Raw genomic sequence first — 14018 nt, forward strand, 5'->3', positions numbered from 1 at the left:
GCCCGCGCCCACGCATCGACGGCTCGATCGGCAGCAGGTCCCGCAAAACCTGCCACTCCGCCTCGCTCAGATCACCGCGGCTCAATCACGCCTCCAAAAGGAAGCCTTGAATCAACCGCTCGATCCAGCGTCAACCAATTCGTCCACGCCGCCTAGCGAAGCTGATTGAGGGGGGTTTGCCACAGGCGAGCCGCTCGGAACCGCGTTGTCCGGCCCGGACCCGCTATCTCGCATTGCCAAGAAATAATGCTGTCCTACACGTGCCTGCTGTGCTTCTCGTTCGGGAAGGGCCGCCGCGACCCTCTCCGCTCATTCTCCCCGTCGGAATATCCGCACGCACGCAACGGCAATCGTGCGCGATCGATCCGACACGGCCCGAGCCAATCCCGAACGCACCGCCGCGACGCGCATCGGCCTCACCTTAGCCTCACCTTCCGGCTCCGCACCCCGTCACAACGCCGGGCGCATCCCCAACGCGGTCGCTTCCTCCGCCGACAGCACCACCAGCGTCGTATTGTCCGGCGCGCCGCGCTCCAAAGCCTCGGCGATCAGGCGGTCCGCGGCGGCTTCGATGCTGCCGGCCGACAGAATCGCGGCCATCAATGGGTCGGAAACGACCTTGGTCAGCCCATCGCTGCACAGCAGGTAGCGGTCGCCGGCCTGCGCCTTGTCGACCACGCTATCGTAGCGCAACTCGGGCTCGGTGCCGACCGCGCGGCTGAGCACATGGCTCATCGGATGCGTCTCCGCTTCGTGCGGATCGAGCGCCCCGCGATCGACCAGGTCCTGCACCATCGTGTGGTCGCGGGTCATCTGCGCCAGTTCGGTGCCGCGCAGCCGGTAGATGCGGCTGTCCCCGACCCAGAGCAGCAGCACGTCGTCGCCGTCGCAGTGGACGACGACCGCAGTCGTGCCCATCTGCTTGTTCGCCGCCATCGCCGCATCGTTGATCGCGCGATTGCCGTCCCGGATCGCACCGACGATGGCGGCACCGCGGGCGCTGCGGCTCATCTGCAGGTCCAATTGCGCGAATTGCGCGACCAGAGTCTGCGATGCCCATTGGCCATTGTCGTGCCCGCCCATCCCGTCCGCGACGATCCACAGCAACGCATCGTCGCGCGCCAGCACCGCATCCTCGTTCACCTTGCGCACGAGCCCGACATGGGTGCGCGGCGCCGAGCGGTAGCGTAGCTGCATCAGGATTGTCCTTCGCACAGCAGGCGTTCGAGCAGCGCGGAGTCGATCGCCTCGGTCTCCAGCACCGGCGCGTCCTCTGCGGGCGACCCGAGCCACCAGGCCGAACGGGCGGGTGCGTCGCCGGCGTGATCCACGGGAGCCCGAGTCGCGATCGCGTCGACAAGCCCGTCGGCATCGACCCGCCCCGCAAGCGCATCGTAGATGGCGGTGTCGAGCACCGCGCCGAACCCGGTCGACACCCGCTTCCAGGTGGCGTCCGCATCACCCGCAACCCCCGCGGCGATCGGGAACAATCGCCCCGCACGGTCGATCGACGGCGCCAGGCCGATGTGAAGCGCCAGCGGCCCGAGCATGCCCGGCGGCACATAGCCCAACCATAGCGGCGCGCCGTGCATCCACGCCGCGAAGTCCGTATCGTCGCGAGTCTCGCGCGCCACCGCGATGCCGTCCGTCAGCCAGCGATCTACCGCATCCACGGTCTCGTCGGGCCAGCCGCGACGGACGAAGTCGCCGTGCGCCGGCAGCTTGCCGAACAGCCCAGGAACCGGCCCAGCGACTGGCGCGCCCATTACAATTGCGCCGGGCAGCGCAAGGAAAACGGGCCATCCGCGGCGAACGGATCGGGGCCCCCCGCGACGCCCACGTCGATCGCGGTCGCGGGCGAAAAGGTGAAGCGGTACTGCCCCGGGCCCGTCGCCGCTTTGCCGCCCTTGCCCAGCAGCCGGAACAGCGCCCACGGGCCCTCCTCGCGCAACGGCGGCGTCGCGGCGTCGCCGGTCGCGATCAGCTCGGCGACCTGGCTCCCGCCGGTCGACCAGCTCATCCGCTCGGGGGGCGCGGCCGGGGCCAAGTCCATCGGCACCCCGGCCACGCGCAGCCGGATTGCGGTCTTGTTGGTCGGCGCGGCGGATATCCGCAGCACCAGATTGCCCCCCATCATCGCCTGCACCTCCGACGCGCGCTGGAACGCACGGGCGGAAGCAGGCGCGAACGACGCGACGGTCGGCTCCTTGATCCACGCCCACGCCGCTGCGCTGCGATCGACGTAGGTACCAAGCTGGTCACGCCCGAAGCCGTCGACGATCCCCGCCACGCGTGAAACGTCGGCGGGCTGCAGGTCGGCGCCGGTGCCGAACGGATAGCCCGCGCCCATCACCTGAGTGCACGTCGCCGCGACCGTTTTGGCATAGGCGTCGCGCAGCTCGCTCGTCTTCTGCGTCTCGCTCTGCTTGCTCGATCCGCCCGCGACCTGGCTGACGAAGGTACCGAGTTGCGGCACGGTCGCTCCGGCATTCTGCGCCGCGACACTCAATTCCGCCGCTGCCGCCGCGATCTGGCCCGATGCGCCGCCGCCTGGCGCTCCGGGGGCACCGCCGCCACCGCCGACCGACGCCGCCGCAAGCGCCAGCTGGTACTTGCCGAGCGCTTCGAGCAACTGGTTCATCGGCGCCGTCGGTCCTGCAGCGTAACCCCGCAGCCCCGCGAACGCGCCCTCGATCTCCCCCGCCGCCAGGATCGACGCCGACGCCCCCGAGCGTTCCGCCACCGCGCCGCGGATCGCACCGCCTGCTGCCTTGCCAAGCGCACCGCCCGGCAGCTTCGGACCCTTGGGCGCCTTCAACCCCTTGGGGCTCAGCCCCGCGGTGTTGGCGAGCACCTGGTCGGTGATCTTCTTCAGCGGCGATGCCGAGGTGTTGGCAAGCCGCGCCAGCGCGGTCGGGTTGCGCGCGTAATCGCTCGGCTGCGGCAGCGCGAGCATCGCATTCCACGCCTTGACGTAATCCGCCGCATACAGCCGCCCGAGTTCGGCCATGTCGAGCGGTGCCTGCGCCTCGATCGACCCGCCGAGCATCCAGCGATCCTTGTCGAGCTCGGCCCCGATCGTCGCGACCTGCGGCACGAAGCCCTTCTGGAAGCCCGTCTTGGTGAACAGATACGGCACCTTGGCCGCCGCCACTTCCTGCGGGTTACCGAATGCGTCGGCCTCGCCCGGCAGCAGCGCGCCGCCGACCATCGTCCAGTCCTCGCCCTGCACCTGCTGGCGCATCAGCGCGAGCGCACGCTGCGCCGGGCTCATCGCCGCGACGGTCGCCTGCGCCGACTGGACCAGTGCGCCGTCGAGCACCGGCCCCGTCAGCTGCCGTCCGAACCGCCCGGTGTCGCCAAGCAGCGCCTCGGCATGGCGCAGCACCCGCTTGCGCTGCGCTGCATTCTCCTCGCCGGGCAGGTCGCGCGCCTCGAGTTCGCGCTCCAGCCAGCCGAGAATATAGCGGGGATCGCGCGCCGCGCCCGCGCGGTTACCGAGCATCAGATAGATTTTCAGCGGATCGTACGCTGCGATCGGATCGCTTCCCGCCGCCGCCAGCGCCCGCTCGGTGGTCACGATCACGCGCGGCAGCAGATAGCGCTGCAGCGCGTCGTTATACGCGCGCGCGCTCTCGTCGGCGAGGTTGCCGCGGTACAGCCCGAACCGCTCGCCGAGCGGCGGGCTGGCCGCGTTGGTGACGCCGTACGGCAGCTTGTCGCGCAGCGAATCGAGCAGGTCGAGCACTTCGGCGGTGCCGGCGCTGGTCGACACCCGGTCGCCCGCATCGAGCGCCCGCGTGCTCTCGGCGATCTGCGTCGCGGCGAGCGCGGTCGCGCGCTGTCCCCCCATGTTCGCGAACAGGCTCCAGATCCACGCGCCGAGCAGCAGCACCGCGATCACCCCGATCGCCGCAAAGGCTGCCGTCTGTGCCCGCCTCTCGCGCCCCTGCCGCCCGGCATCGCCGCCTGCCAGCCCGGCTTCCGCGATCATCACGTCCTTGAGCAGCCGATTGACGAAGAACGCGCGCGGGGTCGACGGCTTGGCGCGCACGCTCCGGCCAAGCGTCGCCGCCATGCCGCCGAGCAGCCGGTCGAACGGCGTCCCCTGCTGCACGCCGCTGGTCAGGTAGAAGCCGCGCAGCTTGCCCGGCGCGGTGCCGCCCCCGAAGATGCCGTCGAGCAGCCGTACGGCGCGCGCGCGCAATTCGATGATCCGCGCCGGGAAGTTGAGTGCGGCTCCGCGCCGGACGGTGTCGGTCTCGGTCTGCAAACGCCGCGGCACACGGTCCGCCAAAGCCTGCGCGACCGCATCGAACCCCGCCGTCAGCTCCGCCTCGTCCGCATGCTCGCCGAGCGGCAACGTATGCCCGAGCACCGAACGCCGCCCCTCGACGGTCAGATCGTCGAAGAACTCAACGAAGCCCGCGACCAGATCGGCCTTGGTGAACAGCACGTACACCGGCAGCTCGAGCCCGAGCTGGCGCGAAAGCTCGGACAATCGCGCCCGGATCGCGACAACGTGGCGGTCGAGCGCGTCGGCAGACGCAGTGCCGATCTCGTCGAGCCCGATCGCGACGATCACGCCGTTCAAGGGCTGCAACGGCCGCGCCTTCTTGAGCGTGGCAAGGAAATTCTCCCACCCCTTGGCATCGCGCGCGCCCTGCGAGTCCTGGCTTGTGTAGCGTCCGGCGGTGTCGATCAGCACCGCCTCGTCGGTGAACCACCAATCGCAATTGCGCGTGCCGCCGACCCCGGCCGCCGCCTCGTCGGAGATCAGCCGCAACCCCGATTTCTGGATGATCGTCGTCTTGCCCGCGCCGGGCGGGCCGATGATGACGTACCACGGCAGCGTGTAGAGCGCATCCTTGCCGCTCGCTTTCACCTTGGCGAGCGCGGCCTTCATCTTGTCGCCGACGACCTCGGCCTCGGTGTCCGCGGGCTCCATCGCTTTGGCGATCGCCGCGGAGGCGCGGCGTGCCTTGACGACGTGCCATGCCGCAAGTCCGGCGAAGATCAGCCAGACGACCAGGATCAGCCACCAGCGCAGGAACAGCGCGCTGCCGATCAGCACCCCGCACACCAGAAACACGACAAGCGTCACGAGCAGCGCCGCGCCGACCGCCAGCACCCACCAGTTCGCCAGGACTCGCTTGATCGCCGCCATCATTCGCTCCGGGGGATGATGAGTTCGACGCGCCGGTTGCGCGCCTTCGCCTCCGCCGACGTGCCGCGATCGACCGGTTCGCGGTCGCCGCGTCCCGCCGCGACCAGCCGGTCCGCGCCGGCGACGGACTGGAGCACCGACACCGCATCCTGCGCGCGCGCCGCCGACAGCGCCGCATTGTCGGGGTAGGACGCCGCCAGCGCGCCACGTATTGCGTCGCTGTCGGTATGCGCCGCGACGGTGATCTGGCCGCGTTCGGGCTTCAATGCATTACCCGCCTGGATGATGAGCTCGCGGTACGGATCGGCCAGCGTCGCCGCCCCCGCCTCGAACATGCCCGCAGGCAGGCCCGGACACGCCGACACGATCAGCCGCACCGTGGCGCCATCGTCCTGCGCCTTGATGCACGGGCTGCGCAGACGGCTTCGAATACGCACCAATTGCCCCGATTCAGTCGGCCCCACACCTCCGACACGGTCGATCTGCGCGGGTGCGAGCGGCGGCACGGAGCGCAGCGCGGTCCATGCCGACTCGTCGCGGCTGTCGAGCCACAGCTTCATCCCGAAGAACAGCACCAGCAGCACCGCCGCCACCGCCGCCAGCACCGCGACCAGCCGCGGCGCCCAACCGACCTTGCGCACCGGCGTCGGCACCCCCTGCCACTGCGGCACCAAGTCGTTTTCGGGCCGCGCATGAACATCGCCAAGCGCGGAGAAGATCGCGTTCATCTTTGCGGTCAGCTGCGCCTGCGCATCGGGAAGCACGCGGTAGCGCCCCTGAAATCCGACCGCGAGGCACGCCTGGTAGAGTTCCAGCAGGTGCCGGTACGCCGCCGGTCGTGCCAGCATGGCGTCGAGGATCGTCCAGAACTGGTCGCCGCCGAACGCCTGGCCGAAACTCTGCACGACCAGGCTCTGCCGCGCCCAGTCGGACGTCGATCCGCCGGGCAGGTTCTGGACGATGTCGTCGAGCGTCGCGAGCACCGCATAGCGCGCACGCGCATTGTCCTCGGCGTTCAGCCCGAGCTCGTTGAGCGATTTCTCGAACGCCTTGGCCTCCGCGGTCGCGGTGCGCAGCAGCCCTTGCGGGTCGGCCACCTGCCGCTCGGCCTGCACCGCCGCCGACAGCGTCAGCAACCGCGCGGCGATCGGCATGATCGGATTACGCGCTCGCATCGGCATGCTCAGCGGCGGGACGTCGTCGGTCAGCGCCGAAACCGGCGGTGCGGCGGACGGCGGCGGTGGCGCCGCAGCGGCCGCGGCCAGCGGCGAGGGGCGGAACACGGTCCGGTCGTTATCGCTCATCGCGACTGCTTCCTCACGCACCAGAGTTCGAGATCGAGTTCGGGCCATTCGCCCGCGATATGCAGTCCGAGCGCGGGCGCCGTGGCGAAATCGCGCCAGTCGGGCGAAGACCGGTCGAGTTCGAAATAGACGTAGTTCGGCATGACCCGGATCTGCGACGGCGGCGCCCCGACCGGGGTCAATGGTACGCCGGGCAGCGCCGACTGGACGAGCTGCTGCATCTTGGCGACCGATCCGATCTTCACCACCGATGGCATGGACCGCCGCACGTCGTCCGCCGGCCGCCGGGTCGACACCGCAAGGTAGAAGCGCCCCTGATCGTACAGCGTCCGGTCGGTGATCGTCGAGGCATAGGCACCCGGCTGTAGCTGCTTCAGTTCGAGCTGGATCGCGGATCGGCTGAACTCGGTCGACAGCCCTGCGCGCAACGCCTCGACGACCGGTTTGAAGCACAGTTCCAGTGCCTCGTGATCGTAATCGGGAAACGCGGTCGGTCGCCGGTCGGCGCGAGTAAAGGTCGCGAGCTCGCCCGCGAAACCGACGAAGGCGGTGAAAAGCCGTTCGGGATGCACCCGATCGAGCCGCGACAGGTGACGCAGCTCGGGTTGCCAACGGTTGAGCAATTGCAGCAGCAGATACGCCGCGAACGTCTCGGTGCCTCCTTCGGCGCCCTCGACCGCGCGCAGCGACAATTCGTCCTGGCGGCTATCGAGTCGGCCGATAACATCGGTTAGGAATCCGGCTAGCGCGGGACTCGCGCGAATGTCGAGCACCGGCGGGATGTAGGCGTCATCCCACACCACCCGGCGGCCCTGCAATTCCTTGATCCGCGCCACACCGATCCGCGTCCGCCCGGTGACGTCGGCTTCCTCGATCCCGAACCGCAGATTGGCGCGGCCGACCTCGATCGTGTCGCTGGCGCGCGCCGGATCGGTCGCGTCGATCGAATCGCGCTCGACCACGTGATAGCGCGCGATCCCCGCGTCCGCCGCATCCGCATAGGCGAAGGCGACCGCACCCAACTGGTCCGCCGGAAGCGTGAGGTAGACGATCTCGCCGCGGACCTGCGAATCGACGTCGAAGGGCGCAGGCGGCGGCGCGTCGCCGGGGATGCGGACGATCTCGCCATCTGGCAGCACCGCAACCAGCCGCTCGACGCCGACCTGCCCGCCCTGCGCCAGATCTTCGGAGAGCGCGAGTTCGACGATGCCCCAGGGGTAAGCCTGTGCGCCGTCGAAGCGCGCGTGCAGCGCGGACGCGGCGCCGCGCTCCGCCAGCTGGAAATGCTGGGGACGAAGGAATAGCCCTTCCGACCAGACCGGCCGTTCACTCATGCCCTCGATCGTCCCCCTACCCCGTCCACTACCTTATGCCGCGCTCGTCCGGCACGCAACGTATCCGCCTCGACTCACTCGGCCGCGATTTGGGTTGCCATCAGCTCGGGCTCCGCCTCCTCCAGCCGACGCTCGGTGCTCACCGGCTCGCCGTCCGCCTCGACGAAATCGTAGGCGAGTTCGCCACTCTCGTCGCGGATGTGGATCTGGCTCACCGTCCGCCCTTCCGCCATTCGCCCCAGCAATTCGGTGGACAGCGTCGGCAGCATGGCATTGGTCAGGATGTTGTCGATCATGCGCCCGCCGCTCGCCAGTTCCGTGCAGCGGCTGACCACATGCTCGATCACCGACTGGTCATAGGTCAACGCGATCTTGTGGTTCTCCGCGACGCGCTTGACGATGCGGTTGAGCTGGAGCTTGACGATGCCGCCGAGCATTTCGGGTGACAGCGGGAAGTACGGCAGCACGATCAGGCGGCCGAGGAGTGCCGGCGGAAACACCTTGAGCAGGTCCGGCCGCAGCATTGCTGCCAACCCCTCTGGCTCGGGCGCGGTCTCCGGATCGGCGGCGACTTCGGTGATCAGGTCGGTGCCCGCGTTCGACGTCAGCAGGATCAGCGTGTTCTTGAAGTCGATGTGCCGCCCTTCGCTGTCGTCCATGTAGCCCTTGTCGAACACCTGGAAGAACATTTCGTGGACGTCCGGGTGCGCCTTCTCGACCTCGTCGAGCAGCACGATCGAATAGGGCCTGCGCCGCACCGCCTCGGTCAGCACGCCGCCTTGGCCGTAACCGACATAGCCCGCGGGTGCGCCCTTCAGCGTCGATACGGTGTGCGCCTCCTGAAACTCGCTCATGTTGATGACGATCATCGAATCGTCGCCCGCATACAGCAGCTCGGCGAGCGCATGCGCGGTCTCGGTCTTGCCGACGCCCGACGGACCGCACAGCATGAACACGCCGACGGGCTTGTTGGGATTGTCGAGCTTGGCCCGGCTCGTCTGCATTCGCTTGGCGATCGCCTCCATCGCGTGATCCTGACCGATCACCCGCTTTTTGAGATTGTCCGCGATCTTCAGGACGCCCGCGATCTCGTCCTTGACCATCCGCCCGACGGGCACGCCGGTCCAGTCGCCGACGACGCTGGCGACGGCGTTCGCATCGACCTGCGCGAAAACCATCGGCGAATCGCCCTGCGCTGCGGCAAGATCCGCCATCCCGGCGCACAACGGTGCATCGAAGGCGGCGCGCGCGCCCTCCTCGTCCCCAGCGTCGGCGCGGCTGGTGCGGGTCGCGATAACCGCCTCGACCGCCGCCTTCTCCGCATCCCACTTGGCGGTGACCACCGCGAGCGCGGCATGCGCCTCGACCAGCAGCGCATCGACCTCGGCCACCCGCTTCGGATCGCCCAGCCCCGAATCGGCCTCGCGCACGACGATCTCGCGCTCGACATCGAGCAGTTCGACCCGGCGTGCGCGGTCCTCGACCTCGGCCGGGCGGCCGTGCTGGCTGACCGCGACGCGCGCGCACGCGGTGTCGAGCAGGCTGACCGCCTTGTCGGGCAATTGCCGTGCCGGAATGTAGCGTTGCGACAGCTTCACCGCCGCCTCCAGCGCCTCGTCGAGCACGATCACCTTGTGGTGCTTGACCATCGCGTCCGCGACCGAGCGCAGCATCGCGATCGCCTTGTCGGTCTCGGGCTCGCCGACGTTGACCGTCTGGAAACGACGGGTAAGCGCGGGATCCTTTTCGAAATACTGGCGGTATTCCGCCCAGGTCGTCGCCGCCAGCGTCCTGAGCTTGCCGCGCGCCAGCGCGGGCTTCAGCAGGTTGGCGGCATCACCGGTGCCCGCCGCCCCGCCCGCGCCGATCAGCGTATGCGCCTCGTCGATGAACAGGATGACCGGCTTCGGGCTCGCCTCGACCTCGTCGATCACCTGGCGCAACCGCTTCTCGAACTCGCCCTTGGCGCTTGCCCCCGCCTGCAACAGCCCGATGTCGAGCGAGCGCAGCGTCACGTCCTTCAAGGGCGGCGGCACGTCGCCGTCCGCGATCCGCCGCGCGAAGCCCTCCACCACCGCGGTCTTGCCGACGCCGGCCTCGCCGGTCAGGATCGGGTTGTTCTGGCGGCGGCGCAGGAGAATATCGATCACCTGCCGGATCTCGGCGTCGCGCCCGACGATCTTGTCGATCTCGCCCGAACGCGCCTTGGCGGTGAGGTCGACCGAAAATTTCTGCAGCGCGGTGCCTTCGCCGCCCGCTTCCGGCGCGTCGCCGGGCTCGCCCGCCCCTGCGCCGCCACCCGACGTCGCCAGCGCGCCGCCCTCGTTGGATTCGCTGCTCGCCGCGGTGATCGCCGCAAAGCCCTCGGACAGCGTATCGGCGTCGATCTTGCGGAATTCCTTGGACATGCCGAGCAGCACGTTGCGCAATCCCGGCGTCTTCAGGATCGCATACAGCAGGTGTCCCGATCGCACCTTGCCCGCGCCGAATTGCAGCGAAGCGTACAGCCAGCCCTTCTCCACCGCTTCCTCAACCTGCGCCGAGAAATCCATCGCGCTCGCTCCGCGCGGCAGCCCGTCCAGCGCGGCGACGATGTCGCGCGCCAGCACGCCCTGGTCGATGTCGAACTTGGTCGCGATCGCCGCCAGATCGCCCTTGGCGTCCGCGTTCAGCGTGTGGAACCAGTGCGCCAGCTCGACATACGGATTGCCTCGCATCCGGCAAAAGCCCGTTGCGGTCTCGATCGCCTTCAACGTGCTGGGCCCCAGTCGCCCGAACAACGCCGCTCTGCTGATCTCGGTCATGCCCCTATCCCCTTCGCCTGTCGATCGATCCCCATCCGGCCGCCAAGCCGGACATCGTTGCGCAATCGGCTCCGCCCGCGCGGCGCGATCCACCCGGTCATGCCGAGCCGTGCGCCGGTGGCACCGCGGCCGATCCGGGCCGGCGCGATCGCCGCCTCGTCGATCTCGATCCGCGCGTGCCATTCGATATGCTGCGGCAGCACCGCCGTCGCCGCCTCGACCAGCAGCCGATGCACCTCGCCGCCCGGCAGCAACCGCTCCAGGTCGTCCATAGAGCGCGCACGCACCTTGAACGCGACATCCCATTCGACCGCGAAGAACCGGCCGCCCAGCGTCGCGCCGGTGCCGAGTTGATGGTGCGCCCCGCGCCTGCCGATCCGGGTCCGGGCCTCGCGCGGGATATCGCGCCAGCGCCCGACCGACTCGTCCACCCCGACCGTGCGCTCCAGCGCATGGCCGAGCAGGTCCCCTACGGCCGCTGCGCTGCGCAGGCCCGACAAGTGCCCGCCGTAAGCCAGCCGCCGCCAGTCGCCGAACCCGGGCTCGTCATCGATTTCGCGTTCCGCCCCGCTGACGAAGCGCAGCGTCGTCGCGCCGCTCGCCGCACCCAAAAAGCCCGCGAAATCGTCGTCCGGCGGTCGGTCCGCCTGCGCGCACGGATTGCCGCTGGCCCAGGCGCGGTAATAGCCTTGCAGCATGCGCGTCGACACCATGTCGAGCATGTCGCCGAGCGGGTTGCTTCCCTTCGCCGCGCGCTCGAACATCGCGATCTCGGTCATGTGGAGCGGCATCGGCCCCATCGGCCCGGTCAGCCCCAAATGCAGCGACCGCAGCCGCGGCCGCCGCCGATCGCGGTCGAACCCCGCGACCGTGGTGCGCGGAAAGGTGTTGCTCGGCTCGTGCGCCAGATCGACGGTTTCGTCGGCGGGATCGAGCGCGGTGCCGATCCGCGGCGCGTCCGGCGACACGTGCTCGATCGCGCGAACGAGCGCAAAGAACTCCCACGCGGTCGCATTCGCTTCCGCATCGTCGAGGAGCACGCTCAGATCGTCGGGCGATGTCCGGAGCATGGCTCCCACCCCCATTTCATCCCCGTATCGGTGCGCACTTCGCATTCGGTGAAGCTGTTGATTGTTGCGAACTCCGCCAGGAACTGCGCGATCACGCTGGTGAAGAGATACGCGCTGCCCGCATCGTAGCTGCCCGCCGCCAGCGTCATCACCAGCTTCTGCCCGCGCTGGAACGCCAGCCGCGCCTGCCCACCGGTGCGCCGCGTCACCGTCTCGGCGCGCAACCCGGTGATCCCCTGGATCTCGCGACGCAGCGCCGGCGTCTCGTCGCGCAGGTAAAGCGAGAGATGATCGGCGAGCAGATCGGGCGCGCCGTCCTCGCGAACGAACCCCTGGTGCCCGGGTGCCAGATGGCTGACGATCCGCCAGGCCGCGTCGCTGATCCCCAGCGGCGGCTGTGGCCGGGTCGGCCCGCGCAGGATGCGCACCGCTTCGATCCCCTGTGCCTCGTCGACCATGATCCGCAAGTTCGCCTGCCCCGGCCGCAACCGGGATGCCAGCGCGCGGTTGGTGACCAGCCCGCGGATGCCGAGCTCGGCGACGCCCTGCGCCAGCGCGGGTGTGTCGGGCGACGACAGGCTGATCCACGTCTCGGTGCCGATATAATCGCTTTCGCGCCGCTGCCGCGTCTCCATCTCGCTCAACCGGCGCAACCGCCGTCGCAGCGCATAATAGAGCGGCCGCACCCCGCGCTGCGCCCGCCTGGCATACAGCGGCAGCGCCGGTGACCCGTGCGCCTCGCCCCTCGCATAGCCGGTGACGCTGTCGAGCCGGTACACTTCATAATCGAGCAGCCCGACGCGGTCGGGAATGACCAGATGCTCGTCGCGCCGGCGATCGACCAGCACCCGGTCGAAGCGGCGCTCAAACAGGTTGATCGCTGGCGTCGCGAACAGCTTGATCGTATCGGTAGAGGCGGTGCCGACCAATGCGTCGACCGGGCGGTCGAACAGCAGAACGATGTCGATGTCCCGGTCCGCCCTGGCGAAGCCGGCGGCGAGCCCGGTCAGCCGCGCGAAGCGGAATTTCTCGGGCAGCGCGAAATACTCGCACAACAGGCGGTAACCGCGAAACGAGCGCGCTTCGTTGGGCAGCAACGCCTCGTCCACGGCAAAGCCCATCGGCTCGACCGCCCCGGCCCGCACGCTCCAGGCATCGCGGCGGCCGCGTTCGGGCGCGCAGACCCGCACGCCCACGCAATCCGCCATCATCTGCTGGAACAGCAGGTTGGCCGCATCCTGGCCGCCGTCGACGAACAGCGGCAGCGTGTCGATCGCCAGCGCCGACATCGGCGCAGGGCTGGTCGCCGTCAGCCGGATACGCAGCCCCGCCGCACCCTCGGCCGCGCCGGTCGCACCCGCCACCGCGGCGCGGGTCGGCAGATATTCCACCGCCGCCACCCGTACCGGCCAGAGCGTAACGTCGAACCCGGTGCGGAACTCCACTCGGGCATGCGTGTCGCCGTCGAGCCACGCCTGGATCGCCGACCCGCGGGGATGAACGATGCCCTTGGCCAGCGCTTCGTCGCCGGCAAGCGGCGTGTATTCCATGATCGCCATGGCAGGCGTCGGCGCCAGGTAATGCGGATATAGCGCGTCGAGCAGATATTGCGTAAACGCCGGGAATCGCTCGTCGAGCTTTAACTGGACGCGGGCGTTCAGATACGCGACCCCCTCCAGCAAGCGCTCGACGTGCGGGTCGGGATCGGTCGGCGCGTCGATCCCAAGCCGCCCCGCGACCTGGCGGTGATCCTCCGAGAATTCGACCGCGCGGCGGCGCAGATAGAGCAACTCGTTGTTGTAATGCCGCAGCAGGCGGGGATCGACCGCGGTCACGACGCGATCTCGATCGTGCCGTCATCCAGATCGACCGTCGTCTTGAACTGAACCCAGCTTTCCTCGAGCGCGTTGCGGATTTCGCCGTTGATCGAGAAATGCAGCTTGTTCTCGGCCTGGATCAGGCTGGTGTCGAACACGACCGAGATCGTTTCGGGGCGCAGCCGCTGCTCGAACGCGCGCAGCGCCGCGGTGATCTCCTGGCCACGGCGCGCCATCGCGTCGTTGTCGAGCGAGCGGCCGATCAGTTCGGGCAGCCCCTGGTTCAGCACCGACGTCCGCACTTCGGGATAATCGTCGAGCGGGACCGCGGCTTCGAACTGGACGTCGTTGAGCAGCCAGGCGATGTCCCGCTGGATGCAACCGCGCAGGTCGGCATCGCCATAGCGGTCGAGACGGGGGACGTGAAAATGCTGGTGCGCCCGAGCGCCGGCTTCCAGCGATCCGCCGAGCAACTTGTCGAGGATCGACGGCTTGGGGGGCGTCGCATTGATCATCGGGCGG

The 14018-nt window shown here is 69.1% G+C and carries 9 protein-coding genes; all 9 read right to left on the minus strand.

Annotated elements, in window-relative coordinates; genetic code table 11:
• Positions 1–450: 450 nt before the first annotated feature.
• Positions 451–1197, minus strand: coding sequence for a PP2C family protein-serine/threonine phosphatase (locus tag ACE5C1_RS16180; RefSeq protein WP_374945105.1), 747 nt, complete (start codon positions 1195–1197; stop codon positions 451–453).
• On the minus strand, positions 1197–1766 hold the full coding sequence (gene tagF / locus ACE5C1_RS16185) for a type VI secretion system-associated protein TagF (RefSeq protein WP_374945106.1): 570 nt from the start codon (positions 1764–1766) through the stop codon (positions 1197–1199). Before tagF ends, ACE5C1_RS16180 begins: the two co-directional genes overlap by 1 nt.
• Positions 1766–5167, minus strand: a complete 3402-nt coding sequence (gene tssM / locus ACE5C1_RS16190; protein WP_374945107.1) for a type VI secretion system membrane subunit TssM — start codon at positions 5165–5167, stop codon at positions 1766–1768. Before tssM ends, tagF begins: the two co-directional genes overlap by 1 nt.
• Positions 5167–6471: a type IVB secretion system protein IcmH/DotU gene (icmH, locus tag ACE5C1_RS16195; RefSeq protein ID WP_374945108.1), complete on the minus strand. Its 1305-nt coding sequence runs from the start codon at positions 6469–6471 to the stop codon at positions 5167–5169. The genes tssM and icmH overlap by 1 nt, the downstream gene beginning before the upstream one ends.
• Positions 6468–7805: a type VI secretion system baseplate subunit TssK gene (gene tssK / locus ACE5C1_RS16200; RefSeq protein ID WP_374945109.1), complete on the minus strand. Its 1338-nt coding sequence runs from the start codon at positions 7803–7805 to the stop codon at positions 6468–6470. The genes icmH and tssK overlap by 4 nt, the downstream gene beginning before the upstream one ends.
• Positions 7806–7879: 74 nt before the next feature.
• The gene (gene tssH, locus ACE5C1_RS16205) at positions 7880–10609 is read right to left on the minus strand and encodes a type VI secretion system ATPase TssH (RefSeq protein WP_374945110.1); all 2730 of its coding nucleotides are present in this window, start codon (positions 10607–10609) and stop codon (positions 7880–7882) included.
• Positions 10606–11679, minus strand: coding sequence for a type VI secretion system baseplate subunit TssG (gene tssG / locus ACE5C1_RS16210; protein WP_374945111.1), 1074 nt, complete (start codon positions 11677–11679; stop codon positions 10606–10608). The genes tssH and tssG overlap by 4 nt, the downstream gene beginning before the upstream one ends.
• Positions 11652–13514 (minus strand): type VI secretion system baseplate subunit TssF, encoded by a 1863-nt coding sequence (tssF, locus tag ACE5C1_RS16215; protein ID WP_374945112.1) that lies wholly within the window; start codon positions 13512–13514, stop codon positions 11652–11654. The genes tssG and tssF overlap by 28 nt, the downstream gene beginning before the upstream one ends.
• The gene (locus tag ACE5C1_RS16220; protein ID WP_374945113.1) at positions 13511–14011 is read right to left on the minus strand and encodes a type VI secretion system baseplate subunit TssE; all 501 of its coding nucleotides are present in this window, start codon (positions 14009–14011) and stop codon (positions 13511–13513) included. Before ACE5C1_RS16220 ends, tssF begins: the two co-directional genes overlap by 4 nt.
• Positions 14012–14018: the final 7 nt, after the last annotated feature.

Origin of the sequence: Sphingomonas sp., from assembly GCF_964263785.1 — a bacterium.
Classification (GTDB): Bacteria; Pseudomonadota; Alphaproteobacteria; order Sphingomonadales; family Sphingomonadaceae; genus Sphingomonas.

Coding starts and splice junctions, on each gene's coding strand:
- ACE5C1_RS16180 (WP_374945105.1), bottom strand. CDS start 1,197: ATGCAGCTACGCTACCGCTCGGCGCCGCGCACCCATGTCGGGCTCGTG.
- tagF (WP_374945106.1), bottom strand. CDS start 1,766: ATGGGCGCGCCAGTCGCTGGGCCGGTTCCTGGGCTGTTCGGCAAGCTG.
- tssM (WP_374945107.1), bottom strand. CDS start 5,167: ATGGCGGCGATCAAGCGAGTCCTGGCGAACTGGTGGGTGCTGGCGGTC.
- icmH (WP_374945108.1), bottom strand. CDS start 6,471: ATGAGCGATAACGACCGGACCGTGTTCCGCCCCTCGCCGCTGGCCGCG.
- tssK (WP_374945109.1), bottom strand. CDS start 7,805: ATGAGTGAACGGCCGGTCTGGTCGGAAGGGCTATTCCTTCGTCCCCAG.
- tssH (WP_374945110.1), bottom strand. CDS start 10,609: ATGACCGAGATCAGCAGAGCGGCGTTGTTCGGGCGACTGGGGCCCAGC.
- tssG (WP_374945111.1), bottom strand. CDS start 11,679: ATGCTCCGGACATCGCCCGACGATCTGAGCGTGCTCCTCGACGATGCG.
- ACE5C1_RS16220 (WP_374945113.1), bottom strand. CDS start 14,011: ATGATCAATGCGACGCCCCCCAAGCCGTCGATCCTCGACAAGTTGCTC.